The sequence below is a fragment of the Nocardia arthritidis NBRC 100137 genome (assembly GCF_001612765.1).
Taxonomy (GTDB): domain Bacteria; phylum Actinomycetota; class Actinomycetes; order Mycobacteriales; family Mycobacteriaceae; genus Nocardia; species Nocardia arthritidis.
The window spans coordinates 46,384-72,380 of the sequence record NZ_BDBB01000046.1 but is presented as its reverse complement, the minus strand read 5'-3'; the positions used below and the strand labels follow the sequence as shown (position 1 = coordinate 72,380).

23 protein-coding genes are annotated in these 25,997 nt (G+C 69.8%); 12 read left to right on the top strand and 11 right to left on the bottom strand.

What is annotated here, in order from left to right; genetic code table 11:
- The 4 genes from whiA to tpiA form a co-directional block, all read left to right on the top strand.
- Positions 1 to 481 (top strand): DNA-binding protein WhiA (gene whiA, locus NA8_RS27175; protein ID WP_084467111.1); only part of this gene is annotated, 481 nt, incomplete at its 5' end.
- Positions 482 to 687: 206 nt separating this feature from the next.
- Positions 688 to 1,707, top strand: a complete 1,020-nt coding sequence (gene gap, locus NA8_RS27170; RefSeq protein WP_063053189.1) for a type I glyceraldehyde-3-phosphate dehydrogenase — start codon at positions 688 to 690, stop codon at positions 1,705 to 1,707.
- A 5-nt stretch (positions 1,708 to 1,712) separates the two neighbouring features.
- Positions 1,713 to 2,927, top strand: a complete 1,215-nt coding sequence (locus tag NA8_RS27165) for a phosphoglycerate kinase (protein WP_063053188.1) — start codon at positions 1,713 to 1,715, stop codon at positions 2,925 to 2,927.
- 2 nt (positions 2,928 to 2,929) lie between these two features.
- A complete protein-coding gene (gene tpiA, locus NA8_RS27160; protein WP_063053187.1) occupies positions 2,930 to 3,715 on the top strand; it encodes a triose-phosphate isomerase in 786 nt (261 codons plus the stop codon).
- 411 nt (positions 3,716 to 4,126) lie between these two features.
- Here tpiA and NA8_RS27155 read toward each other — a convergent pair whose 3' ends face one another.
- The gene (locus tag NA8_RS27155; protein ID WP_063053186.1) at positions 4,127 to 4,909 is read right to left on the bottom strand and encodes an META domain-containing protein; all 783 of its coding nucleotides are present in this window, start codon (positions 4,907 to 4,909) and stop codon (positions 4,127 to 4,129) included.
- Positions 4,910 to 5,196: 287 nt separating this feature from the next.
- Here NA8_RS27155 and NA8_RS27150 point away from each other — a divergent pair, with 287 nt between their 5' ends.
- The 3 genes from NA8_RS27150 (at position 5,197) to secG (ending at position 8,055) form a co-directional block, all read left to right on the top strand.
- The gene (locus tag NA8_RS27150; RefSeq protein WP_063053185.1) at positions 5,197 to 6,141 is read left to right on the top strand and encodes a DMT family transporter; all 945 of its coding nucleotides are present in this window, start codon (positions 5,197 to 5,199) and stop codon (positions 6,139 to 6,141) included.
- Positions 6,142 to 6,151: 10 nt separating this feature from the next.
- The gene (locus NA8_RS27145; RefSeq protein WP_063053184.1) at positions 6,152 to 7,750 is read left to right on the top strand and encodes an MFS transporter; all 1,599 of its coding nucleotides are present in this window, start codon (positions 6,152 to 6,154) and stop codon (positions 7,748 to 7,750) included.
- Positions 7,751 to 7,821: 71 nt separating this feature from the next.
- Positions 7,822 to 8,055, top strand: coding sequence for a preprotein translocase subunit SecG (gene secG, locus NA8_RS27140; protein ID WP_039798855.1), 234 nt, complete (start codon positions 7,822 to 7,824; stop codon positions 8,053 to 8,055).
- Here secG and NA8_RS27135 read toward each other — a convergent pair.
- The gene (locus NA8_RS27135; protein ID WP_245664024.1) at positions 8,042 to 9,178 is read right to left on the bottom strand and encodes a YbfB/YjiJ family MFS transporter; all 1,137 of its coding nucleotides are present in this window, start codon (positions 9,176 to 9,178) and stop codon (positions 8,042 to 8,044) included. The two genes, secG and NA8_RS27135, sit on opposite strands and share 14 nt — an antisense overlap.
- A gap of 69 nt (positions 9,179 to 9,247) precedes the next feature.
- Here NA8_RS27135 and NA8_RS27130 point away from each other — a divergent pair, with 69 nt between their 5' ends.
- Complete coding sequence (locus NA8_RS27130) at positions 9,248 to 10,081, top strand: LysR family transcriptional regulator (RefSeq protein WP_063053182.1); 834 nt, start codon at positions 9,248 to 9,250, stop codon at positions 10,079 to 10,081.
- A gap of 4 nt (positions 10,082 to 10,085) precedes the next feature.
- On the opposite strand, the gene NA8_RS27125 is transcribed toward NA8_RS27130, so the two are convergent.
- A complete protein-coding gene (locus tag NA8_RS27125) occupies positions 10,086 to 10,934 on the bottom strand; it encodes an SDR family NAD(P)-dependent oxidoreductase (protein WP_063053181.1) in 849 nt (282 codons plus the stop codon).
- Positions 10,935 to 10,988: 54 nt separating this feature from the next.
- Between NA8_RS27125 and NA8_RS27120 the strand changes: the two genes are divergently transcribed.
- Positions 10,989 to 11,978, top strand: coding sequence for an alpha/beta fold hydrolase (locus tag NA8_RS27120; RefSeq protein ID WP_245664023.1), 990 nt, complete (start codon positions 10,989 to 10,991; stop codon positions 11,976 to 11,978).
- 61 nt (positions 11,979 to 12,039) lie between these two features.
- Positions 12,040 to 12,642, top strand: a complete 603-nt coding sequence (locus NA8_RS27115) for a DUF7691 family protein (protein ID WP_063053180.1) — start codon at positions 12,040 to 12,042, stop codon at positions 12,640 to 12,642.
- Between the two features lie 29 nt (positions 12,643 to 12,671).
- Here the strand turns inward: NA8_RS27115 and NA8_RS27110 are convergent, their stop codons facing one another.
- The 7 genes from NA8_RS27110 to tkt all read right to left on the bottom strand — a co-directional run bounded on the left by NA8_RS27110 (position 12,672) and on the right by tkt (position 22,314).
- Positions 12,672 to 13,151 (bottom strand): SRPBCC family protein, encoded by a 480-nt coding sequence (locus NA8_RS27110; RefSeq protein WP_063053199.1) that lies wholly within the window; start codon positions 13,149 to 13,151, stop codon positions 12,672 to 12,674.
- Between the two features lie 47 nt (positions 13,152 to 13,198).
- Positions 13,199 to 15,517: a thiamine pyrophosphate-dependent enzyme gene (locus NA8_RS27105; protein ID WP_084467110.1), complete on the bottom strand. Its 2,319-nt coding sequence runs from the start codon at positions 15,515 to 15,517 to the stop codon at positions 13,199 to 13,201.
- Positions 15,518 to 15,798: 281 nt separating this feature from the next.
- Entirely contained in the window at positions 15,799 to 16,554 is a 756-nt protein-coding gene (gene pgl / locus NA8_RS27100) for a 6-phosphogluconolactonase (RefSeq protein WP_063053179.1), read from the bottom strand.
- Entirely contained in the window at positions 16,547 to 17,455 is a 909-nt protein-coding gene (gene opcA / locus NA8_RS27095; RefSeq protein WP_174550142.1) for a glucose-6-phosphate dehydrogenase assembly protein OpcA, read from the bottom strand. Before opcA ends, pgl begins: the two co-directional genes overlap by 8 nt.
- Positions 17,452 to 19,026 carry a glucose-6-phosphate dehydrogenase gene (zwf, locus tag NA8_RS27090; RefSeq protein ID WP_063053177.1) on the bottom strand — a complete coding sequence of 525 codons (1,575 nt, stop codon included), beginning with the start codon at positions 19,024 to 19,026 and terminating at the stop codon, positions 17,452 to 17,454. Before zwf ends, opcA begins: the two co-directional genes overlap by 4 nt.
- Before the next feature lie 3 nt (positions 19,027 to 19,029).
- The gene (gene tal, locus NA8_RS27085) at positions 19,030 to 20,166 is read right to left on the bottom strand and encodes a transaldolase (protein ID WP_063053176.1); all 1,137 of its coding nucleotides are present in this window, start codon (positions 20,164 to 20,166) and stop codon (positions 19,030 to 19,032) included.
- A 6-nt stretch (positions 20,167 to 20,172) separates the two neighbouring features.
- On the bottom strand, positions 20,173 to 22,314 hold the full coding sequence (gene tkt, locus NA8_RS27080; protein WP_063053175.1) for a transketolase: 2,142 nt from the start codon (positions 22,312 to 22,314) through the stop codon (positions 20,173 to 20,175).
- Between the two features lie 562 nt (positions 22,315 to 22,876).
- Here tkt and NA8_RS27075 point away from each other — a divergent pair.
- Positions 22,877 to 23,866, top strand: coding sequence for a heme o synthase (locus NA8_RS27075; protein WP_063053198.1), 990 nt, complete (start codon positions 22,877 to 22,879; stop codon positions 23,864 to 23,866).
- On the opposite strand, the gene NA8_RS27070 is transcribed toward NA8_RS27075, so the two are convergent.
- Positions 23,859 to 25,274, bottom strand: coding sequence for an FAD-dependent monooxygenase (locus NA8_RS27070; protein ID WP_063053174.1), 1,416 nt, complete (start codon positions 25,272 to 25,274; stop codon positions 23,859 to 23,861). The genes NA8_RS27075 and NA8_RS27070 overlap by 8 nt on opposite strands.
- An 84-nt stretch (positions 25,275 to 25,358) precedes the next feature.
- On the opposite strand from NA8_RS27070, the gene NA8_RS27065 reads away from it, so the two are divergent.
- Positions 25,359 to 25,961, top strand: a complete 603-nt coding sequence (locus tag NA8_RS27065) for a TetR/AcrR family transcriptional regulator (RefSeq protein WP_218019518.1) — start codon at positions 25,359 to 25,361, stop codon at positions 25,959 to 25,961.
- Positions 25,962 to 25,997 lie beyond the last annotated feature (36 nt).

The following is a 25,997-nucleotide window of genomic DNA, read 5'->3' as shown; positions in this document are numbered from 1 at the left end:
GCTCGGCATCACGGCCAAGGCTCGCGAAGTGCGCGGCACCGACCGCGTGGTGGTGCGCGACGGCGAGGCGATCGGCGCGCTGCTGACCAGGATGGGCGCGCACGGCACCCGGATGGTCTGGGAGGAACGCAGGCTGCGTCGCGAAGTGCGCGCGACCGCGAATCGCCTGGCCAATTTCGACGACGCCAATCTGCGCCGCTCGGCGCGCGCCGCGGTCGCCGCGGCGGCGCGTGTGGAACGCGCGCTGGAGATCCTCAGCGACGACGTGCCCGACCATCTCGCCGCGGCGGGCCGGCTGCGCGTGCAGCACCGGCAGGCGTCACTGGAGGAGCTCGGCCAGCTCGCCGACCCGCCGATGACGAAAGACGCTGTCGCGGGCCGTATCCGGCGGCTGCTGTCGATGGCCGACCGGCGCGCCAAGGAACTGGGCGTTCCGGACACCGAATCGGCCGTCACGGCCGAACTGCTCGACGAAGCCTGAGCCCGCGCTCCGGACGTTCACCGCGATCCCCGCGACTGGACCAGTCGCGGGGATCGCGGCGTTTCGACTGCGGAAATCGTGTTGGTCGGGCGTCTGACCAGGCATCCCGCCCTGGCGAATGCCAGGTGCGTGTCGGCGAGGCCGCCGCAGGACGTTAGTGTGAGTGGGCATCGGAATGATCCGCTGGAAAGCTGAGGAGCGATAACGTGACTGTCCGGGTAGGCATCAACGGCTTCGGTCGTATCGGACGTAACTTCTTCCGGGCGGTGGAGGCGCAGAAGGCGCTCGGCACCACCGACATCGAGATCGTCGCTGTCAACGACCTCACCGACAACGCGACCCTCGCGACCCTGCTCAAGTACGACTCGATCCTGGGCCGTCTGCCCCAGGACGTCTCGCTCGACGGCGACGACACCATCGTGGTAGGCGACCAGCGGATCACGGCGCTGGCGATCAAGGAAGGCCCCGCCGCGTTGCCCTGGGGCGACCTGGGTGTCGACGTGGTCGTCGAGTCCACCGGCATCTTCACCGATGCCACCAAGGCCAAGGGCCACCTCGCCGCGGGCGCCAAGAAGGTCATCATCTCCGCCCCGGCCAAGGGCGAGGACATCACCATCGTCATGGGCGTCAACGACGACAAGTACGACGGCAGCCAGAACATCATCTCGAACGCGTCCTGCACGACCAACTGCCTGGGCCCGCTGGCCAAGGTGCTCAACGACGAGTTCGGCATCGAACACGGCCTGATGACCACCATCCATGCCTACACCCAGGACCAGAACCTGCAGGACGGCCCGCACAGCGACCTGCGCCGCGCCCGCGCCGCCGCGCTGAACATCGTGCCCACCGGCACCGGCGCCGCGAAGGCCATCGGCCTGGTGCTGCCCGAGCTGCAGGGCAAGCTGGACGGCTACGCGCTGCGCGTGCCGGTCCCGACGGGCTCGGTCACCGACCTGACCGCCACGCTGCGCAAGTCGGCCTCGATCGAGGAGATCAACGCCGCCTACAAGGCCGCCGCGGAGGGCCCGCTGAAAGGCATCCTGAAGTACAACACCGACCCGATCGTCTCCAGCGACATCGTCACCGATCCGGCCTCGTCGATCTACGACGCGCCGCTGACCAAGGTGATCGACAACCAGGTCAAGGTCGTGTCCTGGTACGACAACGAGTGGGGCTACTCCAACCGTCTCGCCGATCTCATCGGCCTCGTCGGCAAGTCGCTCTGACGCGCATGGCTGTCAAGACACTCGCGGATCTGCTCGGCGAAGGCGTCGAGGGCCGGGGCGTGCTGGTGCGCTCCGACCTGAACGTCCCCCTCGACGACCAGGGGCAGATCACCGATCCCGGTCGCATCATCGCCTCGGCGCCGACCATCAAGGCACTCGCCGAGGCGGGCGCCAAGGTCGTCGTCACCGCGCACCTCGGCCGTCCGAAGGGTGAACCGGACCCGAAGCTCTCGCTGGCGCCGGTGGCCGCCCGCCTCGCCGAGGAACTGGGCCGCAACGTCCAGCTCGCCGGTGACGTGGTGGGCCAGGACGCGCTCGCGCGCTCCGAGGGCCTCACCGACGGCGACGTGCTGCTGCTGGAGAACATCCGGTTCGACGCGCGCGAGACCAGCAAGGACGACGCAGACCGGGCCAAGCTGGCCGCGGCGCTGGTCGAGCTGGTCGGCGACGACGGCGCGTTCGTCTCCGACGGTTTCGGTGTGGTGCACCGCAAGCAGGCGTCGGTGTACGACGTCGCCGAACTGCTGCCGCACTACGCGGGCACGCTGGTCGCGGCGGAGGTCGAGGTGCTGGCCAAGCTGACCGAGAACCCGGACCGGCCGTACGCGGTGGTGCTCGGCGGTTCCAAGGTCTCCGACAAGCTGGCGGTCATCGAGGCGCTCGCGCCGAAGGTCGACACCCTGGTGATCGGCGGCGGCATGTGCTTCACCTTCCTTGCCGCACAGGGCCTTTCGGTGGGTGCCTCGCTGCTGCAGGAGGAGATGGTGGAGACCTGCAAGCAGCTGCTCGAGCAGTACGCCGACGTCATCCACCTGCCGCGCGACATCGTGGTGGCCGACAGGTTCGCCGCCGACGCGGAGTCGAAGGTGGTGCCCGCGCACGAGATCCCGGACGGCTGGCTCGGTCTGGACGTGGGCCCGGAGTCGGTGCACCGCTTCGCGGTCCTGCTGACCGAGGCGCGGACCGTCTTCTGGAACGGGCCGATGGGGGTGTTCGAGTTCGAGAAGTTCGCCGCGGGTACCCGCGGGGTCGCCGAAGCGATCGTGACCGCCACCGGCAAGGGCGCGTTCACCGTGGTCGGAGGCGGCGATTCGGCCGCGGCCGTGCGGGCGCTCGGCCTGCCGGAGGACGGCTTCTCGCACATTTCCACCGGTGGCGGCGCGTCGCTGGAGTACCTGGAGGGCAAAGAGCTCCCCGGCATCGCGGTGTTGGAGGACTGAGCATGGCACGCAAACCGCTCATCGCGGGCAACTGGAAGATGAACCTCAATCACCTCGAGGCCATCGCCCTGGTGCAGAAGATCGCGTTCGCGCTGCCGGAGAAGTACTTCGACAAGGTGGACGTCGCGGTGATCCCGCCGTTCGTCGACCTGCGCAGCGTGCAGACGCTGGTCGAAGGCGACAAGCTCCTGCTCACCTACGGCGGCCAGGACGTCTCGGTGCACGAGGCGGGCGCCTACACCGGTGAGATCAGCGCGAGCATGCTCGCCAAGCTGGGCTGCAGCTTCGTCGTGGTCGGGCACTCCGAGCGGCGGCAGTACCACAACGAGGACGACGCCACCGTGCTGGCCAAGGCCAAGCAGGCGTTGAAGCACGGGATCACCCCGATCGTGTGCATCGGCGAAGGCTTGAACATCCGCGATGCGGGCACGCACGTCGAGTACAACCTCGAGCAACTGCGCGGATCGCTGAAAGGCCTGACGGCGGAGGAGATCTCGAAGATCGTCATCGCCTACGAGCCGGTGTGGGCGATCGGCACCGGCAAGGTCGCCACCCCCGCCGACGCGCAAGAGGTCTGCGGCGCGATTCGGGGGGAGCTGGAGAAGCTCGCCTCGCCGGAAGTCGCGGCAGGAGTGCGCGTGCTCTACGGCGGATCGGTGAACGCCAAGAACGTCGGAGAACTGGTCGCCCAGAGCGACATCGACGGCGCATTGGTGGGCGGCGCTTCGCTCAAGGGTGACGAATTCGCCACCCTCTCCGCGATCGCCGCGGGCGGCCCCCTGCCCTGACCCGGGTCCGACGCGCGACAGCCCGGTATCGCTTCCCGCGATACCGGGCTGTCCCGTATACGCCGAGAGCGATCACGGAGGAAGCCGAGGACGTCCGCGGCAGCAGCGCGTACTGATTCGGACCGACCGACAATCGCTACGAACGGACGACCGTCGACAGCGTCACGCCGATGACCATGAGCTACAAGGGCGCCCAAGGGGAGCGGCGGTGACCCCGACATCGTCATGGCCGGTGAATTCACCGATCCGGGCGTGCTCGGCGCGCAATTCGCAGGCAAGACCATCCTGATGCGCACCGTGATCCGGCTGGAGTCGGCCGACCGGGTGATCATGGAGATCTACTTCACGCCGCCCGGTGCAGCGGAGCTGGTCGCCGACCGCGTCGTGCTCACCCGGCAGAAGTGGCGGGCGTCACTGCGCGCGCAGGACCAGGCCCGCGCCGTTGTCGTTGCGCAGGGTCAGCGTGTCGGCGTCCACCGTGGCGGTCGTCGTGCCGTCCAGGGTTCTCAACACGGCTTGCTCGACCTCCATCACCTCCGGCGAGCACAGCATCTTCGTGGTGGCGATCCGGAAGGTGATCCGGGTGCCGGACACCTCGGCGCTGCCGGTCATGCGATTGCAGCCGGCGCCGCCGGAGACGCTGTCGTCTTCGGCGATGGTGATCGTCGGCTGCGCCTCGTCGAGGGCGCGCGAGCGGATCTGGCTGTTGTCGGTGATGAGCGCGGTGACCAGCCAAGGGGTGCCCTCGATGGGTTTGTCCGGCTGGGCGACCTTCTTGTCGACCAAGCTCACCGTGCGGTCGGGGCTGTGCAGCGTGAGCCGCGAGTCGTCCAGCCGCCAGCTGGGCTGCGAGTTCAGCAGGCCGCTGAGCCACTCGTCGGCGCCGCGCCGATCGTCCTCGCAGGCCATCAGCGTGGTGGCCAGACCGGAGACGTGCAGCACCTGATCGTCCAGGGAGGCCGCGCCGGTGAACTTGTTGCACCCCGCGTCGGCCGCTACCCGGCCCTCGGTGAAGCTGATGGTCAGCGGCCCGCCGCCGGGAATCGGGGTGCCTTGGACGCCGGTGGAGAGAAAGGTGCGGCCGACCGGGGTCGGCTCGTCGGCGCCGCGGTCGGGCTCGCCGCTCGAACACGCCGCGACCGCGCAGAGGGCGAGCAAGACGAGCGGTCCTGATCGCGCGAAGAGTGCCGCCATGCGGCGATGTTACCGACGACCGGCCGCGCCACCGAGGTCGCGTCGGTCGTCACGGCCTGCCGGTGAACCCGCATGCCGCCGGAATCGAGACTCATGGGATGACTCACCACGGCTCGTACTAGTATCTGTGCCGTGCACCGATGCTTCCCGATCACCCCGCCGCCCGCTTCTTGAGCGAGGTGTAGGCATCCAGCGCGCCGCCCAACGGTGGGCGCGCTCCTTTCGGCAGCACTGTGCACCTCGCTTCCGCGACCCCCATCCCTCTTGTCGCAGGAGCGCGATCTCTCATGTCCTCCACTGTGTCCACTGCCGCCCGTCCCGGGCTGGTCTACCTCGTCGGCGCCGGCCTCCTGTGGGGCACCGGCGGTCTGCTCGGCGCGTTGGTGCACCGGGCCACCGGCTTGTCACCCGTCTCGGTGGCCACCTGCCGGCTCGCCGTCGGCGGACTTCTCCTGGTGGTTCTGCTCGCGGGCACGCGGCGGCCGTGGCCGCGAGATCTGCTGGCCTGGCGCCGGATCGGCGCGGTCGCCGTGCTCGCGGCGGCCTTCCAGGCGGCCTACTTCGGCGCAGTCGCCGCCTCGTCGGTCAGCCTCGCGACATTGATCACGATCGGTATGTCGCCGGTGGTCGTCGCCGGGTTGGAGCATGTCACCGGACGGCACGCGGTGGACCGGCGCCGCGCGGCGACGATCGGCATCGCGGTGTGCGGACTGGCCTTGCTGGTCGGTGTGCCGAGCGGTGGCGCCGGTGCGCGCGGGTTGCTGGTGGGCGCGGCGTTTGCGGCGGTGGCCGCCGCGGCGTTCGCGATGATCACCGTCCTGAACGCGGCGCCGGTGCCCGGGCTCGACGCGATGACCACCACCGGCCTCGGATTCACCGGAGGCGCGTTGCTGCTGGCGCCGCTGGCGGCCACGAGCGGGCTGGCCTTCGCGCCGACGCCCGCCGGCATCGCGCTGGTCCTGGTGCTGGGGCTCGCGCCCACCGCGGTCGCCTACACCTTGTACTTCCGCGGTCTCTCGGACGCGGGTCCGGGAATCGCCGCGGTACTGGCTCTGCTGGAACCGCTCACGGGAGCGGCGCTGGCGGCGGTGGTCCTCGGCGAACGCCTCACGGCGGCGGGCCTGGCGGGAGCCGCGCTGCTGATCGTGGCGTTGCTGCTGGCCGCGACAGCGGCGCGTCCGGCGATCGGGGGGCCGGACACGGCGTCGGGTCGGGGGCGCCGCCGCGACTAAGCTTCGGCGAGTGACGACTGCCGCGACGACCCAGATTTCCACTTGGGCGCCGCTGCGTTCACCGGTGTACCGCGCGTTGTGGGTGGCGCAGCTGGTGTCGAATCTCGGCACCTGGATGCAGACCGTCGGCGCGCAGTGGATCATGGTCGACCAGCCCAACGCGGCGGCGCTGGTGTCGTTCGTGCAGACCGCCATCACGCTTCCGGTGATGCTGCTGGCCATCCCGTCCGGGGTGATCGCCGACCTCGTGGACCGGCGCAGGCTGCTGCTCGGCGCCCAGTCCGCGATGGCGGCGCTGGCCGCGCTGCTCGCCGTGTCGACCGCGACGGGGCACACCACCCCCGGCGTGCTGCTCGCCTTGTTGTTCCTGCTCGGGTGCGGGCAGGCGCTGACGGCGCCGGCCTGGCAGGCCATCCAGCCCGAACTGGTCTCGCGCGAGCAGATCCCGGCGGCCTCCGCGCTGGGCAGCATGAACATCAACATCGGCAGGGCGGTCGGTCCCGCGCTGGCCGGCGCGCTGGTCTCGCTGTCCGGGCCGACGCTGGTGTTCGCGCTGAACGCCGTGTCGTTCGTCGGAATCGTCGCCGTCCTGACGGTCTGGCGCAGGCCGGCGATCGACCGGCGCCTGCCCACCGAACGCCCGCTGGCGGCGTTGCAGGCGGGCACCCGGTTCATTCGCGCGGCGCCCGCGATCCGCCGGGTGCTGCTGCGCTCGATCCTGTTCATCGCACCCGCGAGCGCGGTGTGGGCGCTGCTGCCGGTGATCGCGCGGGACCGGCTCGCGCTGTCGTCGTCGGGGTACGGCCTGATGCTCGGGGCGCTCGGCGTCGGCGCGGTGCTCGGCGCGGCGATGCTGTCCCGGCTGCGGGCATGGCTCACTCCCACGCAGCGGCTCACCATCGCCGCGATCCTGTTCGGGGCGGCGACGGCGGGCACCGCGCTGCTGCGCGTGGTGCCGGTGGTGCTGGCGCTGCTGGTCTTCGCGGGACTGGCGTGGCTGCTGGCGATGTCCACGATGAACTCGACCATGCAGCTGCTGCTGCCCGCCTGGGTGCGTGCGCGCGGGTTGTCGGTGTATCTGCTGGTGTTCATGGGCGGCCAGGCGATCGGCTCGCTGGTCTGGGGCCTGGTCGCCGATGCGATCGGCTCGGTGCCCGCGCTGCTGTGGGCCACGGCGCTGCTCGCGTTCTGTGCGGTGAGCACGGCGTGGCTGCCCATCCGGAACGATCCCGAGGTGCTCGACCTGACGCCCTCGGCGTTCTGGCCGGAGCCTCAACTGGCGGTGGAACCCGATCCCGACGACGGTCCGGTGCTGATCCTGCGCAGCTACGACGTGCCGCCGGAAGACGTGGAGGAATTCCTCGCCGCCATGGCCTTCGTCGGCCGGTCCCGGCAGCGCACCGGCGCGATGGAATGGCGCTTGTATCGCGACGTCGGGGTGATCGATCGTTATGTCGAGGCGTTCGTCGTGCGGTCCTGGGCCGAGCACATGCACCAGCACCAGGTCCGGCTCACCGCGCAGGATCAGCTGCGGGAAGAGGCCGTCGCGAAGTTCGGCGCCGTCGAGGGGGAGCAGGTCACCCACCTCGTCGCGGTCGACCGGCACTAGGGCAGGGCTTGCGGCGCGGCTGCCGAGTGCCTGATTCGGTGTGATCGCCCCGACCGCATAGACTGTCCCGCATGCGGATGTTCCTGGATATCCTCCTGATCATCACCAGCGTGCTGCTGGTGCTGCTGGTGCTGCTGCACCGCGCCAAGGGTGGAGGTCTGTCCAGCTTGTTCGGCGGCGGCGTGCAGTCCAGCCTGTCCGGGTCCACCGTCGTGGAGAAGAACCTCGACCGCGTCACCATCTTCACCGGCGTCATCTGGTTGATCGCCATTCTCGGTATCGGCCTCGAGATCAAGTTCGCCTGATCGCGGTGGTCACCCCGCCCGCCGTGAGCGTCGCCGCGCCGAGCGCGACCGCGGCGATGACGAACGCGGCGGGATAGGACGTCCCGAGCACCGGGGCCACCGCCACCGGCCCGAGGATCTGTCCCGCCCCGTACCCAGCGGTCAGCGGCGCCGCCGCGGCCCCATCGGTCAACTCGGCGCCGACCCGCATCGCGAGCATGACGATTCCGACGAATGTCCCCCCGAACATCGCCGCGGCCGTCACCGCGGCCCAGATCGCACCGGATACGGCCGGGAGCACCGCCGAGACACATTGCGCTCCCAGCGCGACGGGTAGCAGGAGCGCCGGGGACCAGCGCCGCGCGGCCCCGGCCCAGAGCGCGGTCGAGACAGCTGCCGCCGCGCCGACGACGATCCACATCGCCGAACCGGTCACGGCCCCACGCTCCGCGCTAACCGCCGCGACCAGGAAGGTCCCGATCACGATGTATCCGAGGCCTTCGAGGAAGTAGGCGACGAGCAGCGCACGCCAGGCGCGCACGACCCGTGCCGCTCCGCCTCGCACGCGCTGCCCCGAACGGATGTCGAGGCGCCGAACGGGAATCAGAAGAGCCGCGGTGAGCGCCGCGGAGACCAGCCACAGCATCTGCCACGACACCACCGGCCGCAACGCCAGCACCAGCAGGCCGGTCCACGCGATGCCGAATCCGATGCCGCCGAAGACGATTCCCGCCGACTGCTTGCCGCTGCCGGGTCGGCTCGCGACACTCGCGCAGGCAACGAAGATCACCGCACTGGCGACGCCCGCGACCAGGCGCAGGAGAGCGAGCAGCAGGATCGGCCCCGGCGCCGCCATGAGCGCTTCACTCGCGATCAACAGTCCTGCCGACGCCAGGAAGACCTGGCGCCGGGTGAGTTCGGGGCGCCAGGTCAGCAGCAGTGCGCCGAGCAGATAACCGGCGTAGTTCGCGGTCGCGATCAGTGCGCCGTCGTGCGCGGTGATGCGCTGCGCGTCGACCATGAGCGGCAGCAAGGGGGTGTAGACGAAGCGGCCGACGCCCATCGCGGCGGCCAGGCCGGATGCCGCGGCCACTGCGGGTGCGAGGTCACGGCGCGTGGGCCCGGCGAGGACAACAGTGGTCACCGATCGACCGTACGAGGCCGGGGCAGCGCGCGGGAAATGCTTTCCACGCACGATGTATACGCTCGACGCATGGATATCGAGCTGCGGCACCTGCGGGCGTACCTGGCGTTGTGCGAGGAGGCGAACTACACCCGCGCCGCGACCCGGCTGCACCTGAGCCAACCCGCGTTGACCAGGACGATCCAGCAGCTGGAGCGGTTGGTCGGCTGCCGGTTGGTGGAGCGAACGTCACGGCGATTCGCGCTCACCGCGGAGGGCGCCGAACTGCTGGCCCACGCCCGCCGCATCCTGGCCGATGTCGACGGGGTCGCCGCGGAACTGCGCTCGCGCGCCACGCTGGAGATCGGCTTCTCGTGGCTGCTGCCCGACGCGTGGTTCGCCGCGACCCGCCGCCGTTACGAGGAACACGGTGGCCGGATCACCCTGCGGCGCGTGGACGATCCGCTCGCCGCGCTCGGCGAGCGCACGGTCGACATCGCCATCTACCGCAAGGAGACCCGGCTGCCGCGTCACCTGGCATCGCGGATCATCGCGACGGAACGGCGAGTGCTCGCGGTGGCCACCCAGTCGCCGCTGGCGAGCGCGCCGCGCCTGTCCTGGTCCGATCTGGCCGATCGGCCGCTGGTGGTCAACACCGTGTCCGGCACCACCGATGCGGGGTCCTGGCAGCCGGTCGACCCGGACCGCGCCGTCATCACCTGCACGAACTTCGATGAATGGATCGAATTGGTCGCGGCCGATCGCGGTATCGGTGTCGTACCCGATCTGGCGCGAACCAGGGCGCCGCATCCCGGCGTCGTCTATCGGGACATCCCCGACGCCCCGCCGTCGCACGTGTACGTGGCGTGGCGCGCCAGGCCGGTCCCGCCGCGCTCGGTGCAGCGCTTCCTCGGCGCGCTGTGAGGAGTCAGTCGACGCGCGGGATGCGCCCGTCGATGTCGGTGAACCCGTAGTACTCGGCGAGATCGGCTACCGGCCAGGGCAACCCGGTGCGGGAGCGACGCCCCGCGTCGGTGGCGAGCGCCACGACGGCGCGGCCGGTGAAGCGCGGCGTCTGCGCGTCGCCGAGATCGAAGGTGCCCTCACCGGGCAGCGTGACCAGCCTGCGGCCGTCGGCGTCTGCCGGAACCAGTTGCAGCAGTTCGGTGTCGACGATGCCCGGCCAGAGCGAGACCACGGTGACCTCGGTGCCCGCGAGGTTGTGCGCCATGTCGGCCGTGAGCCGGTCCAGGGCGGATTTCGTGACGCCATACACCGCGTTGTGCATGTACCTGCGCGCCCCTGGCGAGGAGATGTTGGCGATCAGCCCGCCCGATTCGATCAACAGCGGCGCGGCGAAATAGCTTGCCACGTAATGCGACCGGACGCCCACGTCGAACGACTCGTCCCACGCCGCAGGCGGCACCTCCCAGAACGGCTTGCCCAGCCAGCGGGCCGCGGCGGGGGAGTTGTAGACGTTGTTCACCAGCACGTCCAGCCTGCCGTGCTCGGTGCGGATCAGCTCGAACAGCCGCTCCACCGCGTCGTCGTCGCGGTGGTCGCACACGAACGGGATGCCGACCCCGCCGGCGGCATCGATTTCCGCGGCCGTGGCGTGTACGGTGCCGGGTAGTCGTCCCTGCGCCGCCGAGCGTCCGGTGACGAACACCGTGGCACCTGCCGCACCGAGTTCCAGCGCGATCCCCTTGCCGATGCCGCGGCTGGCGCCGGTGACCACCGCGATCTTGCCTTCGAGCCTCTCGGGTATTCCGCTCACGAAATCGGAACATTACCGTGAAACGATAACGTGTTCTAGGTTTTGGAGGCCCGAGTGGAGCTGACGCATCGGTTCGTGACGACCGGCGGGGTCCGTATGCACGTCGCCGAGCAGGGAACCGGGCAGCCGGTGGTCTTCTGCCACGGTTTTCCGCACACCTGGTACATCTGGCACCGCCAGCTTCCCGCGGTCGCCGCCGCCGGGTACCGAGCTCTCGCGCCGGACCTGCGCGGCTACGGTCGCACCGACGTCCCGGCCGAGGCGGAGGCGTACACCAATCGCGCGGTCTGCGGTGATCTGCTCGCTCTGCTCGACGACATCGGCGCGGAGCAAGCGGTGTTCGTCGGCTTGGACTTCGGCGCGGCACTGGTGTGGGAACTGGCACTGCGAGCGCCGGAGCGGGTGCGTGGCGTGATCGTCTTGAACAATCCGTTCGCGCCACGGCCGCCGCGTGCTCCGTCGCAGTTGTGGGCGAAGGCCGCGGCTCGGCACTTCCTGCACCTGCACTACTTCCAGACCCCGGGCGTGGCGGACGCGGAGCTCGGCGCGCGTCCCCGGGAGTTCCTGGCCCGTGTCTACTACGCGCTCAGCGCCGACTATCACTACCTGGACACCTGGCGCTTCCCGGCCGAAGGCACCGGCTATCTCGATGTGCTGCCGGAGGCGCCCGCGCTGCCGTGGAGCTGGCTCGGCGCGGACGAGCTGGGCGTGCTCGCCCGAGATTTCGAACGCACCGGGTTCACCGGCGGATTGAACTGGTATCGCAGCCTGGACCGCAACTGGGAACTCACCGCCGAGTACGCGGACGCGAAAATCGCTGTGCCCGCCTATTTCCTGTACGGCGACCGCGATCCCGACATGGAAGGCTTCAGTGGCCGTGACCCGCTGGCCACGCTGCGTGAGCACGTCGCCGACCTGCGGGCGGTCACCGAGATCAGGGACGCGGGCCACCTCGTCCAGCTGGAGCGGACCGAGCAGGTGAACGCGTTGCTCACCGCTCATCTCGCCCACTTGGCCGCGCATCCGGCCCGGCTTCGGGCCTGAGGTGAAACGCCTTCGGGCTCAGCGATGTTCGTTGTCGGTGGGCACCGCTAATGTTCGGTGAATGAGTTATAGCCTGAGCATCTACGTCGTCGAACTGGACAGGGTCAAGGGCGCCATCGGGTCCCGGGACGACAAGCTCCGGCGGATGATCGGCGGCCGGTTCAAAGCCCAGCTGACCCACGACGACGACTGGTTCGCCGACGAGATCGCGGCCGGCGCGCCAACCCGTTACGAGGCGGTGCGCGCCGTCGTCGACGGCGGCCCGTTCGACCCGGCCTACGGTTTCCAGTACGGCTACGCCTACCAGACGATCTGCCAGTTCTACGGTCGCTTTGTGGACAACCGCTACTTCTCGGCGTTTCGGGGTCGCTGGCTCGACCACATCGACGACGGCCTGGCCACGCTCGGCATCAAAGCGGTGAGCGTCCGCTCGTTCATGTACCACTCGCTGCCGCCGTCGCTGCCGCAGCCGGACGAATTGCCCGGCTACGGCGAATGGACCCCCGAGCAGTGCGCCGAAGCGCTCGTGCAGTGGGAGTCGGCCACCCCACCGCAGCGCGAGGAGGTCGACCACGAGGTCCTCGCCGCGATCGAGTCGTGCGTCGAGTGGATCCGGGAGGCGCAGGCTCGTCCGGGCTGGGGCATCGCCGGGTTCTTCTACTGAGTCGGCGCACTCGTCCTGCAGCAGGTCGACTAGCGGTATTCCCCCGCCAGCTTGGAGTAGTCCGACCACTGGGGCAGCGGCTGGTAGTCGAGGTAGGCGGTGAGCCGGTCGAGCAGGTACTGCCAGCGTGGGCCGATCGCGCCCGCGTCGGCGGGAGACACATGGCGGCGGGTGAGTTCCACCGTGGTGACCACGCCGATCTGGGTCATCCGGACTTCGAGCAGGCAGCCATCGATGTGCACGACCAATTCGTGCGGCGCCTGGCAGTGGTCGACGCGCACCGCGACCGGGCCGGCGACGGGACCGTCGAACAAGTCGATGGTGAGGTTGCCGTTGCCGCCGGAGACTGCGCCGAGCCAGCGGGCGAGCTGGCCGCGCTCGGTGGCCGCCGACCACACGTCCAGAACGGGCTTGTGGAACGACCGCAGATAGTGCAAGAGCACCAGGTCGCCGCCGGCCGTATGCTCGTGCTCCGGTCGTACCTCGCCGAGCATGGACATCGTGGTCATCGCGAGTCCTTTCCGCTGCTGGTCACCGTCACCTGACTGTATTTCCACTATTCCCCGGTCGAATCGAATTCCGGGGAATGCCCGGCCCCGGCGCGCCGCGGTTCCACGTCGGTCGCGTCGCCGGCGAGCCGGAGGGCCGCGGCTTCGATCCGGTCCTCGTCGAGTAGCACCGTCGCCGCGGCCGGACCCAGCGGCACGAAACTGTCCTCGCTGGTCACGCGCGCGAGCCGGCCGGTGAAACCGGCGTCGATCAGCGCGGCGCACACCGCCTCCGACACACCGCCGCTGCGGCGGGTCTCGTCCGCGACGAGGACGCACCCGGTCGCGCGCGCGTGCCGCAGCAGATCGTCCACCGGCAGGGGAGCGAGCCAGCGCAGATCGAGCACGCGCGCCCGGATCCCGCACCGGGCCAAGCGCTGTGCCGCCCGCAGACTCATCGGCACGCTGTTGGCGAAGCCGACCAGAGTCAAGTCGGCCCCGTCGCCGTAGACCCGCGCGCGGCCGATCTCGACATGTTCGCCAGGAGACGGGCGGGCCAGCCAGCCGTCATCGCCCGGATGGTGCAGGTCGCGGGTGTGATACAGCGCGATTGGCTCGAGGTACAGGCACACTCTGCCGTCCATCCGGGCCGCCGACACGCACGTGCGCAGCATCGCCGCGGCGTCGTCGGCGCGGGACGGGGAGGCGAGCACGACGCCGGGGATGTCGCGCAGCGCGGCCACCGAGTTGTCGTTGTGAAAATGGCCGCCGAAGCCCTTCTGGTAGGCGTATCCGGCGATCCGCACCACCATCGGATTGCGATAGCGGCCGTCGGAGAAGAACGACAGCGTGGCTGCTTCGCCGCGGATCTGATCGGCGGCGTTGTGCAGGTAGGCGAGGTACTGGATCTCCGGGATCGGCACGAATCCGGCCAGCGCCGAGCCCAGCGCGGTCCCGAGGACACTCTGCTCATCCAGCAGGGTGTCGAACACGCGGCGTGCGCCGAACGTCCTCTGCAAACCCTTTGTCACGCCGTAGACGCCACCCTTGCGGCCGACGTCCTCCCCGAAGACGAGCACGTCGCGGTCGCGCGCCAGCAGGCTCGCGAGCGTGTCGTTGATCGCCTGCGCCAGGGTCATCGGATCACTCCGCGCATCGCCGTTGCGGTGTTGCGGCACAACGATGTTCGCGGTCGTGGCGCCGGTGTCCGCGTGTGTGCCCTCGCCGTGCCGGAGGGGGCCGGTGCGAAGTACGTCGGCGCGCACCAGTGCGGGCCGGGAGAGGCCGATGGGGACGATCACGGCCGCCGCCGAGGTGAGTTTCGGTTCCCCGGAGACGAGTTCGGCGGTCGCGGCGACGCTGCGGCCCAGGTCGGCGTAGCGGTCGAGCAGGTCGGCGGGTGCGATCACGCCGGACTCGATCAGCAGGCGTGCGGTCGCCAGGACCGGGTCGCGGGCGAGGTCGGCGGCGATCTCGGCGGGACGGCGGTATGCGGTTTCGACATCGGAGCCCGCGTGCCCGAGCAGCCGTACGGTCCGCAGATGCAGGAACGCGGGTGTGCGGTGCTCCCGCACCCAGCCAACGGCGGCGTTCGCGGTGGCCAGCGCGCCGAGGGCAGCGCAGCCGTCCGCGGGGAAGTAGGCCAGGCCGGGACGGCGGCCGTACGCTTGCTCGATCCACTCCGGCGGCGTGGGGACGCTGATCCCGATGCCGTTGTCCTCGCAGACGAACAGAACCGGCATCGGAATTCCTTGATGAGCCGTATGAATCGCGGCATTGATCGCCCCGGCCGCGGTGGAGTGGTTGGCCGACGCGTCGCCGAAGCTGCACAGCACCACCGCGTCCGTGGGCCAGGGACCGGCCAGGCCCAGCCGTGCTGCGCGGTCGATCGCGAACGCCAACCCGACCGCGCGCGGGAGGTGCGAGGCGATGGTCGAGGTTTGCGGGATGACGTGGGCGGCGGCGCTGCCGAACACCTTGTGCCGCCCACCGGAAATCGGGTCCGCCGCCGCGGCGACCACGCCGAGCAGCACGTCCCGGATCGGGTCGAGCCCGGGCACTTGCCGAGCGCGGTACACGAAGAACGCTCCCGACCGGTAGTGCAGCAACGCGGGGTCGGTGCTCCGCAGGGCCGCCGCCAAGGCGGCATTGCCCTCGTGACCGGACGATCCGATGCTGTAGTAGCCGCGCCGGTCGCTGCCGAGGCGGCGTGCCGCGAGATCGAGATGCCTGCTCGTCGCTTGTGCGTCGAACAGATCCAGGCACGCCGTGCCGGTGATCGCGCCACCGGGCTCGATCGGCTGATCGGCCGGACGGCCCGGTCGCGGGACGAGTGCGGCTACGGCGGTGCGGAACCGCTCGTCCAAGTCCACAGCCTGCTCGGTCACCGCCCGATCATCTCGTAAATAACGCCGTTCGGCTGGGTTATCCGGCGGTGTTCTTTCGGCAGCCAGGGGAAGCGGCGGATGAATTTACGAGTTCGACGGGGCTCGGCCGCCGCGACGCCGCTCGCTCGTCCGCCGGATCGAACGTTCGACCCGCAGGGGGAACCCTGGCCAGGTGGCCCCACCGGTGAAGTGGGACCACAGCGGATACCTCGGCGGGCACCGCCCCCAGGGCGCGGCCCTCCGGCCCAGGGGCACGCCGGCGCTGGATGCGCGCCGACGGCTCAGCGCACCGCGGCCGCGGCCTCCTGATCGAGCAGCCAGGTGGTGGAATCGAGACCGATCGCGCCGGCCGCGGGCACCTCCACCGGCTGCGCGCCGCCGATAGCCGCGGCGACCGCCTCGGCCTTGGCGGCGCCGCCGACCACCAGCACGACGTGGCGGCTGCGGCGGATCGCGGGCAGGGTGAGCGTCACCCGCACCGGCGGCGGCTTCGGCGAATTCGTTACGGCGACGACGAGCTCGTGCTCTTCCCGTACCGCGTCGGTGTGCGGGAACAGCGAATTCACGTGTCCCTCGCCGCCCATGCCGAGCAGGTGCAGATCGAACGCGCCGTGTTCGGCGAGATAGGCGTGCACCGTCGCGGAGTACTCGGCGGCCGCCTCCACCGGATCGGGGTACTCACCGTCGGAGACGGCCACCGGATGCACCCTGGCCGGATCTACCGGCACGTGGTCGAGCAGCGCCCGCCTGGCTTGCAGGTCGTTGCGTTCCGGGTCGTTCGCGGGCACGAAACGCTCGTCGCCCCAGAACACCTCGACCCGGGACCAGTCGATGTCGCCGGGGGACTTGCGCACCAGCTCCAGCAGGGCGATGCCGGTTCCGCCGCCGGTCAGGACGACCGACGCGGAACCCCGCTCGGCCTGTGCCGCGACGACGACCGAGACGAAGCGGGCCGCGGCGGCGGCCACCAGCGACTCGGTGTCGAGGTGCACCTCGACGGTGTCGCTGGGGAACGGCGAATCGGTGTGCTCACTCATAGATCACCTTCTCGATTCCGGCCAGCGCTTCCGCATAGGTCTCGTCGGCGTCCAGCCTGCGTAGGTCTTCGGCGAGGCAGTCGCGCGTCTCCCTGCGCGCCAGTGCGATCCGTTGCACCGGTTCACCGGTGCGGGTCAGCGTCGCGGTGCGGCCGGTCTGCGGGCGTTCGATCGCGATGGAGACGGTGGGGCGGTGCAATTCCACCTGCAGCGGGCCGGTGCGGCGGCGCACGGGGCAGTCCAGCCGGGCGGCCAGCCAGCCGGCCAGGATGTCCAGGGCGGGCTCGTCGCGCAGCCCGGACACCGTCACCGAATCCACCGTTTCGAATGGCGGCTCGTCCATCGCCGCGGCCAGCAGGGCACGCCAGTAGGTGATCCGGCTCCAGGCCAGGTCGGTTTCGCCGCTGGCGTAGGACTGCAGCCGCTTCTTGATCGCCGCCTGCGGATCGGGCGCGAACGTGGCGTCGGTGATGCGGCGGCCCGCCAGGCGGCCCACCGAGTCCTTGGACGGGAACTCCGGCGCCCCGCGTGGCCACCAGGCGACCACCGGCGTGTCCGGCAGCAGGAACGGGGTGACGACGCTGCTCTCGTGGTTGACCAGTTCGCCTTGCAGCCGCAGCACGATGACCTCGGCCGCCCCCGCGTCGCCGCCCACCCGGATCTGCGCGTCCAGCCGGGTGGCGGCCTCCCGGTCACCGCGCGCCAGCACCACGACGCGACAGGGATGCTCGCGGCTGGCTTCGTTCGCCGCGTCGATCGCGTCCTCGGCCTCGGAGCTGTCGAGCGTGCACACCACCAGGGTGAGCACGCGACCCACGGTGATCACGCCGTTGCTCTCGCGCAACTTCACGATGCGCTTGGTGACCTCGCTGGTCTTGGTCTCGGGCATGTCGACGATCATGGGCGCCGCCATTCCCGCCCGGAGCGGGCGATCATCTCGTCGGCCGAGGGCGGACCCCAGGTACCCGCCTCGTACGGCTCCGGCCTGCCTTCGGCGGCCCAGCGCTCGAGTACCGGATCCAGGATCCGCCAGGACAATTCGACCTCCGCGTTCACCGGGAACAGCGACGGCACTCCGAGCAGCACGTCGAGGATCAGGCGTTCGTAGGCCTCTGGAGAGGACTCGGTGAACGCCTCGCCGTAGGTGAAGTCCATGTTGACGTCGCGCACCTCCATGCTGGAGCCGGGCACCTTCGAGCCGAACCGAGTGGTGATGCCCTCGTCCGGCTGCACCCGGATGACCAGCGCGTTCTGCCCGAGTTCCTCGGTCATGGTCTGGTCGAACGGCAGGTGCGGCGCCCGCTTGAAGACGACCGCGATCTCGGTGACCCTGCGGCCCAGCCGTTTTCCGGTGCGCAGGAAGAACGGGACACCCGCCCAGCGGCGGGTGTCGATCTGCAGCCTGATCGCGGCGTAGGTCTCGGTCTTCGAATTCGGATCGAAACCCTCCTCCTCCGACAGGCCGACCACATGCTCGCTGCCCTGCCACCCTTCGGTGTACTGGCCGCGCGCGGTGGTCTCGTCCAGCGGTTCGACGAGCTTGGTCGCGGAGAGCACCTTGATCTTCTCGGCCTGCAACTGCTTGGGCTCGAAGCTGATCGGCTCCTCCATGGCGGTGAGCGCCAGCAATTGCAGCAGGTGGTTCTGGATCACGTCGCGGGCGGCGCCGATACCGTCGTAGTAGCCCGCGCGACCGCCGAGTCCGATGTCCTCGGCCATCGTGATCTGCACGTGGTCGACGAAGTTGGCGTTCCAGATCGGCTCGTAGAGCTGGTTGGCGAAGCGCAGCGCCAGGATGTTCTGCACCGTCTCCTTACCCAGGTAATGGTCGATGCGGAACACCCGCTCCTCCGGAAACACCCCGTTGACCAGCGCGTTGAGTTCCTGCGCGCTGTGCAGGTCGTGCCCGAACGGCTTCTCGATCACCACCCGTCGCCACGGTTTGCGTGCCGCGTCCGGCCCGGCCGTCTGCGCCAAGCCGTGCGCGCAGAGTTGATCGAGCACGACCGGGAACATGTTCGGCGGAATCGACAGGTAGAAAGCGTGGTTGCCGCCGGTGCCGCGCTCCTTGTCGAGCGTGGTCAGGGTGTCGGCGAGCCGGTCGAACGCCGCATTGTCGTCGAAGCTGCCCTGGACGAACCGGATACCCTCCAGAAGCTGATCCCAGACCTCCTGGCGGAACGGCGTGCGTGCGTGCGCCTTCACCGCCTCCAGGACCACCTGGGCGAAGTCCTCGTCGGCGTAGTCGCGGCGCGCGAAGCCGACCAAGCCGAAGGCCGGGGGCAGCAGCCCCCGGTTCGCCAGGTCGTAGATAGCCGGCATCAGCTTCTTCCGAGACAGGTCACCCGTGACGCCGAAGATGACCATGCTGCACGGTCCGGCGATGCGCGGCAGCCGTTTGTCCCGTTTGTCACGCAGCGGGTTCTGCCATTCGGTGGCCTCCGGCCGCTCCGTGGGCGCTGCCCCGGCCATCGATCAGCCGTTCCCGGTCGACGCCGACTTCAGCTCGTCGGCGGTGGCGGAAAGCAGCTCCTCCCAGGATTTCTCGAACTTGTCCACGCCCTCGCGCTCGAGCACCGCGAACACGTCGTCGAGATCGACGCCGACCGCGGCGAGCCGATCGAAGACCTCCTCGGCCGCGGCGGCCTGGCCGCTGACGGCGTCGCCGCGGATCGCGCCGTGATCGGCGACCGCCTGGAGTGTCTTCTCCGGCAGCGTGTTCACCGTATTCGGCGCGACCAGTTCGGTGACGTACATCGTGTCGGAGTATTCCGGGTTCTTGACGCCGGTCGACGCCCACAGCGGACGCTGCCGATTCGCCCCGGACGCGGCCAGGTTCAGGTAGGTCGAGGTGTGTTTGCCGCCGTCGAACACGTCCTGGTACTCGGCGTAGGCCAGGTGGGCGTTGGCGATGCCTGCCTTGCCGCGCAGCGCGAGCGCCTCCTCGGTGCCGAGCGCCTCGAGCCGCTTGTCGATCTCGGTGTCCACGCGGGAGACGAAGAACGAGGCGACGGAATGGATCTTGGCCGGATCGTGCCCGGCGACCTTGGCCTTCTTCACGCCTTCCAGGTACGCGCCCATCACGGCGCGGTAGCGCTGGACCGAGAAGATCAGCGTGACGTTCACGCTGATGCCCTCCGCGATCACGGCGGTGATGGCGGGCAGGCCCTCCTCGGTGGCCGGGATCTTGATGAACAGGTTGGGCCGGTCGACGATCTTCCACAGTTCGACCGCCTGCGCGACGGTCCGGTCGGCGTCGAAGGCCAGACGGGGGTCGACCTCGATGGAGACCCGGCCGTCCACGCCGTTGGTGGCCTCGAAGACCGGAGCGAACACATCGCAGGCCGCGCGGACGTCATCGGTGGTGATGGTGCGGATCGCGGCATCGGCGTCCGCGCCCTGCTCGGCAAGCTCTTTCAGCTGGTCGTCGTAGGCGTGGCCCTGGCTGAGCGCACCCTGGAAGATCGTCGGGTTGGTGGTGACCCCGACGACGGACCGGGTCTCGATCAGCTCGAGCAGGTTGCCGGACCGGATGCGGTCCCTGGACAGATCGTCGAGCCATACGGACACTCCCGCCGCCGTCAGGGCGGCGAGATTCTCGTTCTGAGCCATGAGCGCTTATCCCTTCACGTTCTCGAGCGTGCGCTGCGCGGCGGCAACGACGGCTTCCGGAGTGAAGCCGAATTCGCGGAACAGGGTCTTGTAGTCGGCGGAGGCGCCGAAGTGCTCGATCGACACGATCTCGCCCGCGTCACCGGCGAACCGGTGCCACGGCATCGCGATACCGGCTTCGACGACGACGCGAGCGGCGACCGCGGGCGGGAGCACCTCGTCCCGGTAAGCCTTGTCCTGCGCGTCGAACCACTCCACGCACGGCATCGACACCACGCGGGTGGCGATGCCCTGCTCCTCCAGCGTAATGCGGGCGGCGACCGCGAGCTGCAGCTCCGAGCCGGTGGCGATCAGGATCACTTGCGGTGTGCCCGTGGACGCCTCGGCCAGCACATAACCGCCCTTCGACACGCCCTCGAAACTGGTGCCCTCCAGGATCGGCAGATCCTGGCGGGTCAGCGCCAGCCCGGACGGACCGTCCTGGTGCGGCGGCTCGGACACCGAGAAATGCGACCGGTGCTCGCTGCTGTCGCGTTCCAGGATGGTGCGCCAGGCGTAGGTGGTCTCGTTGGCGTCGCCCGGACGGACCACGTTCAGGCCCGGGATGGCGCGCAGCGCGGCGAGATGCTCGATCGGCTGGTGTGTCGGGCCGTCCTCACCGAGGCCGATGGAGTCGTGGGTCCAGACATAGATCGCGGGCACCCGCATCACCGCCGCCAGGCGGACGGCCGGACGCATGTAGTCGCTGAACACCAGGAAGGTGCCGCCGTACGGACGGGTCGGGCCGTGCAGCGCGATGCCGTTGAGGATCGCGCCCATCGCGTGCTCGCGGACGCCGAAGTGCAGGGTCCGGCCGTACGGGTCGGCCTTCCACATGCCGGTGGAGATCGACTCCGGCCCGAAGCTGGGCTGGTCGGGCATGGTGGTGTTGTTGGACTCGGCCAGGTCGGCCGAGCCGCCCCACAGCTCCGGCAGCACCGGCGCCAGCGCGGCGAGCACCTTGCCGGACGCCTTGCGGGTGGCCATGCCCTTCGGATCCGGTTCGTAGCTGGGCAGATTCGCGATCCAATTGTCCGGCAGCCGCCGCTCGATCAGGCGGTCGAACAGCGCCTTGTTCTCCGGGTTGGCCGCAGCCCACGCGTCGAAGGACTTCTGCCACTCCGTATGCGCCGCGCGCCCGCGTTCGACGACCTTGCGGGTGTGCTCGATGACCGCCGGATCCACGTCGAAGCTCTTGTCCGGGTCGAAGCCGAGAATCTTCTTGGTGGCGGCCACCTCGTCGGCGCCCAGCGCCGCGCCGTGCGCGGTACCGGTGTTCATCTTGCTGGGGGCGGGGTAGCCGATGATGGTGCGCAGCACGATGATCGAGGGCTTGCCGGTCTCGGCCTTGCCGGCCTCCAGCGCGGCTTCGATGGCGACGACGTCCTCGCCGCCCTCGACCACCTGCACGTGCCAGCCGTAGGCCTCGTAACGCTTCGCGACGTCCTCGGTGAAGGCGATGGTGGTGTCGTCCTCGATGGAGATCTTGTTGTCGTCGTAGACCACGACGAGGTTGCCCAGCTGCTGGGTGCCCGCCAGCGACGACGCCTCGGAGGTGACGCCTTCCTCCAGGTCGCCGTCGGAGGCGATGACGTAGACGAAGTGATCGAACGGGCTCGTGCCCGGCGCGGCGTCCGGGTCGAACAGGCCGCGCTCGCGCCGCGCCGCCATCGCCATGCCGACCGCGGAGGCCAGGCCCTGGCCGAGCGGGCCGGTGGTGATCTCGACGCCGTCGGTGTGCCGGAACTCGGGGTGGCCCGGAGTGAGCGAGCCCCACTTGCGCAGATTCTTCAGGTCGTCCAGTTCCAGGCCGTAACCCGCCAGGTAGAGCTGGATGTACTGGGTGAGGCTGGAGTGACCGCAGGACAGCACGAACCGGTCCCGGCCGACCCAGCTCGGATCGCTCGGGTCGATGCGCATGGTGCGCTGGTAGAGCGTGTACGCCAGCGGCGCCAGGCTCATCGCGGTACCGGGATGGCCGTTTCCGGCGTTCTGCACCGCCTCGGCGGCCAGGACCCGGATGGTGTCGACAGCCTTGGTGTCCAGATCCGTCCAGTCGTCCGGGTGGTTCGGCTGAGTGAGGGCGCGGATGTCGTCTGTGATCGACACGACCGAGGTTCTCCTGACATTGGTTCGTCGACGGCGGGTGGGTTCTGACGGCGATGATCGCGCGGCAGCTACGGCATGCTCAACGGGTATACCCAACTACCCTAGATGTGCCCGGTGACCGGCACACCATTAACCCTGTCTTGGTTTCGCGGCCGGTGGCGCGCTGCGTGTTCGCTCGCGTCGGTCCCGGGTGACGAGACTCTTCCGCGCCGGGGAACGGTATTCGGGGTTGAATCGTGAACGACACGGACTCGATGCGAGGACCCGTGCGGCCAGAGCCTCGAACAAGAGTCCTACCGGCGGGTCGCGCGCCCCTGGCGAAGACCCTGCGTGCGGTGCGGGACCGGCGGTACGGCGCGTCACATACCGGTGACGTTGCGCGGGGGCGAGGAAAGGGGCGGGGGCGGCGGGGGTCTACCATCCTTTGTAGTAGTAGTCGCGCCGCACCGGTCGGCAGGGGCGCCGGGGCGGACGGAAGTCCGGCGCGGGCTCGTCCGTACCACCGGATCCAGCGCACTGCTGGTCCATGCCGGATGCGATGCACAGCGTGCGAGGAGAGACAGTGCGGATTGGGCAACGGCCGGGTGGCGATGGTGCGCACGGCTCCTCCGCGACGGCGCTGGCCGACCGGTTCACGGGTCCCGGCCTACCGTCCCGGCTGATGCGACGGGCGCTGGCCTACATCGCGCTGACCAAGCCCAGGGTGATCGAGCTGCTGCTGGTCGCCACGATCCCCACCATGCTGCTCGCCGACCGCGGCATCGTCGACATCCGCCTGATACTGGCGACCCTCTTCGGCGGCTGGATGGGCGCGGCGAGCGCGAACACGCTCAACTGTGTCGCCGACGCCGACATCGACAAGGTCATGAAGCGCACCGCCAAGCGGCCGCTGGCCCGGGAGGCGGTGCCCACCCGCAACGCCTTCGTCTTCGGCGTCGTGCTCGGCCTCGGCTCCTTCGCCTGGTTGTGGTGGCAGGCCAACCTGCTCAGCGGCCTACTCGTCGTCGCGACGATCCTGTTCTACGTCTTCGTCTACACGCTGGGTCTCAAGCGCCGCACCTCGCAGAACGTGGTGTGGGGCGGCGCGGCGGGCTGCATGCCCGCGCTGGTGGGCTGGTCGGCGGTGACCGGCGGCATCGGCTGGCCCGCCCTCGCGCTGTTCGGCGTCATCTTCTTCTGGACGCCGCCGCACACCTGGGCGCTGGCCATGCGCTACAAGGAGGACTACCGCGCGGCGGGCGTGCCGATGCTGCCGGTGGTCGCCACCGAGCGCACGGTCACCAAGCAGATCGTCGTCTACACCTGGCTGACCGTGCTCACCACCCTCGTCCTGGCGCCCGCCACCGGCGTGATCTACACGGCCGTGGCCCTGGTGGCCGGAGCGTGGTTCCTGCTCATGGCGCATCAGCTGTACGCGGGCGTGCGGCGCGGCGAATCGGTGAAGCCGCTGCGGCTGTTCCTCCAGTCGAACAATTACCTGGCCGTGGTGTTCTGCGGCCTCGCGGTGGACTCGGTGCTCGGCTGGGACACCATCGGCAGCTTCTTCAGCTGATCGCGCCGATGTAGCCGTCCGGGCGGACGAGCACCCGGGCGCCCTCGGCCGCGGCATAGGCCGCGTGCGCGTGCCCGTCGACGTCCACCACGTGCGGTCCGGTCACCGGCGTCCCGGGGCGTACCACCGCGTACGCGTGCGGCCCCGCCTCCGGCGACGTGCCGAATGACAGCACCGTCGCGTGCGGCCCGCGGAACAGGTCGAACAGTCGGACCGGCCGCCCCAACTCGTCTTTCACCGGCGCGTCCGACGCCCGGTCGCCGACCGCCAGCGCCTCGCGCACGGCGGGGTCGCGGTAGGTGATGTCGAGCTGCTGGGTCTCCGGTCCCCGCTCCATCGCATCTTCCGCACCGTCGACCAGCTTGTCCAGTAGCTCGGAGCTCAGCCCCAGCACCTCGGCGGCGACGGTCCTGCGCTCGGCTTCGTAGCTGTCCAAGGGCGTGTCGTCTCCGGCGAGTGCGGCGGCCAGTTTCCAGCCGAGGTTGTAGGCGTCCTGGATGCCGGTGTTCATGCCCTGGCCGCCGGTGGGCGGATGCGCGTGTGCCGCATCGCCGGCGAGGAACACCCGGCCGTCGCGGAAACGCCGCGCGAGGCGGATGTTCGGTCGCCACACGGTCACCCAGGTCAGGTCGGTGAGGATGACGTCGTCGCGTCCGCAGTAGCGGTCCACGTACTCCTGGAGCAATTCGAGGCTCGGCTGCGCGTCGCCGGTCAACGGGGCGGCGAATTGGAACTGACGCCCGCCGGGCAGCGGGGACAACGCGATGCCCCGCATCGGCTCGTCGGCGGCGGCGAACCAGTAACCGAACTCGTGATCGAGCGCGTCGGCGCGCACGTCGCCGAGCAGCATCCGCAGTGATTCGTCGGTGCTGCCTTCGAACGGGATGCCGGTTGTCCTGCGCACCGTGCTCTTGCCGCCGTCCGCGCCCACCAGGTAGGCGGCGCGCACGGTCTCCCGCACGCCGTCGCGTTCCAGCACCGCGGTGACGCCGTGATCGTCCTGCGTGAAGCCGGTCAGCGCGGTGCCGAGTTCCACGCGCACGCCGAATTCGGCGAGCCGGTCGCGCAGGATGGCCTCGGTGCGGGATTGACCGAGCACCCACAGGTTCGGGTAGGGGACGGCGGGGGTCGGCTCGATCGGCTCGTTCATCCTGCGCTCGGTGACGAACTCGCCGCCGAGGTGCACGCGCATCACCGGCGTCGGCATCCCGGCCGCCAGCACCGCGTCCAAGACTCCCAGGTCATCGAAGACTTCCAGGGTGCGCGGCTGGATGCCGTCGCCACGGGAGCCCGCGAAGAAGGTGGCCGCCTTGTCGACGATCCGGACCGGGATGTCCCGGCGAGCGAGATCGAGGGCGAGGGTGAGGCCGGTGGGTCCGGCGCCCGCGACGAGAACGAGCTGGGTCATGACGTACTCCTGATGAATCAATATTCAGTGAATATAGATTCAGTGTCGCGCTTGGTACGTTGCGTTGTCAAGGAGGTGAGGTGGGTGTCGCTGAGTCGCAAGGAGAAGTCGGCCGAAACCGAGCAGGCGTTGAAGGCCGCGGCGCTGCGGTTGTTCGCCGAGCGCGGCTACCTGAACACCAAGATCACCGACATCACGACGGCCGCTGGGCGGGCGGCGGGGTCGTTCTACAACCACTTCGCGAGCAAGGAAGAACTGCTTCAGGCGCTACTGAACGACCTGGCCGCGGCGGGGGACGAGCGCGCGGAGGGGCCGGATCACAACCCGGATTTCAGCGACCCGGAGGCGGTGCGCTATCACGTCGCCGGGTATTGGACCTTCGCGCGCGAGCACGCGCCCGTGCTGCGCGCGGTGAATCAGGCGGCTCTGGTCAACGAGGAATTCGCGCGGATGGTCGCGCGCTTCGGCAGCCGGCAGCGCGCGGACATCGCCGACCACGTGGCGGGCTTCGCCGAGCAGGGGCTGCGGCTGCCGAGCACCGCCGACGCCAGCCTGGCGATGATGTTCCTGCTCACCCAAAGCCTGCTGGCGGCGGTCGAGGAAGGAAACGTCGAATTGACCGACGATCAGGCCGTGGAAGGCCTGACCCGCTTCATCTATCGCGGTCTCACCGGCCGCGACTACTGAGGGGACGGTGGACGACCCGCCGGATCGCCCACCGTC

Bases quoted from the DNA above. Each gene is read 5' to 3' on its own strand.
- secG (WP_039798855.1), top strand. From the start codon at position 7,822: ATGCGGATGTTCCTGGATATCCTCCTGATCATCACCAGCGTGCTGCTG.
- NA8_RS27130 (WP_063053182.1), top strand. From the start codon at position 9,248: ATGGATATCGAGCTGCGGCACCTGCGGGCGTACCTGGCGTTGTGCGAG.
- NA8_RS27155 (WP_063053186.1), bottom strand. From the start codon at position 4,909: ATGGCGGCACTCTTCGCGCGATCAGGACCGCTCGTCTTGCTCGCCCTC.
- pgl (WP_063053179.1), bottom strand. From the start codon at position 16,554: ATGAGTGAGCACACCGATTCGCCGTTCCCCAGCGACACCGTCGAGGTG.
- NA8_RS27110 (WP_063053199.1), bottom strand. From the start codon at position 13,151: ATGACCACGATGTCCATGCTCGGCGAGGTACGACCGGAGCACGAGCAT.
- NA8_RS27165 (WP_063053188.1), top strand. From the start codon at position 1,713: ATGGCTGTCAAGACACTCGCGGATCTGCTCGGCGAAGGCGTCGAGGGC.
- tal (WP_063053176.1), bottom strand. From the start codon at position 20,166: ATGGCTCAGAACGAGAATCTCGCCGCCCTGACGGCGGCGGGAGTGTCC.
- tpiA (WP_063053187.1), top strand. From the start codon at position 2,930: ATGGCACGCAAACCGCTCATCGCGGGCAACTGGAAGATGAACCTCAAT.
- opcA (WP_174550142.1), bottom strand. From the start codon at position 17,455: ATGATCGTCGACATGCCCGAGACCAAGACCAGCGAGGTCACCAAGCGC.
- NA8_RS27115 (WP_063053180.1), top strand. From the start codon at position 12,040: ATGAGTTATAGCCTGAGCATCTACGTCGTCGAACTGGACAGGGTCAAG.
- NA8_RS27150 (WP_063053185.1), top strand. From the start codon at position 5,197: ATGTCCTCCACTGTGTCCACTGCCGCCCGTCCCGGGCTGGTCTACCTC.
- zwf (WP_063053177.1), bottom strand. From the start codon at position 19,026: ATGGCCGGGGCAGCGCCCACGGAGCGGCCGGAGGCCACCGAATGGCAG.
- NA8_RS27070 (WP_063053174.1), bottom strand. From the start codon at position 25,274: ATGACCCAGCTCGTTCTCGTCGCGGGCGCCGGACCCACCGGCCTCACC.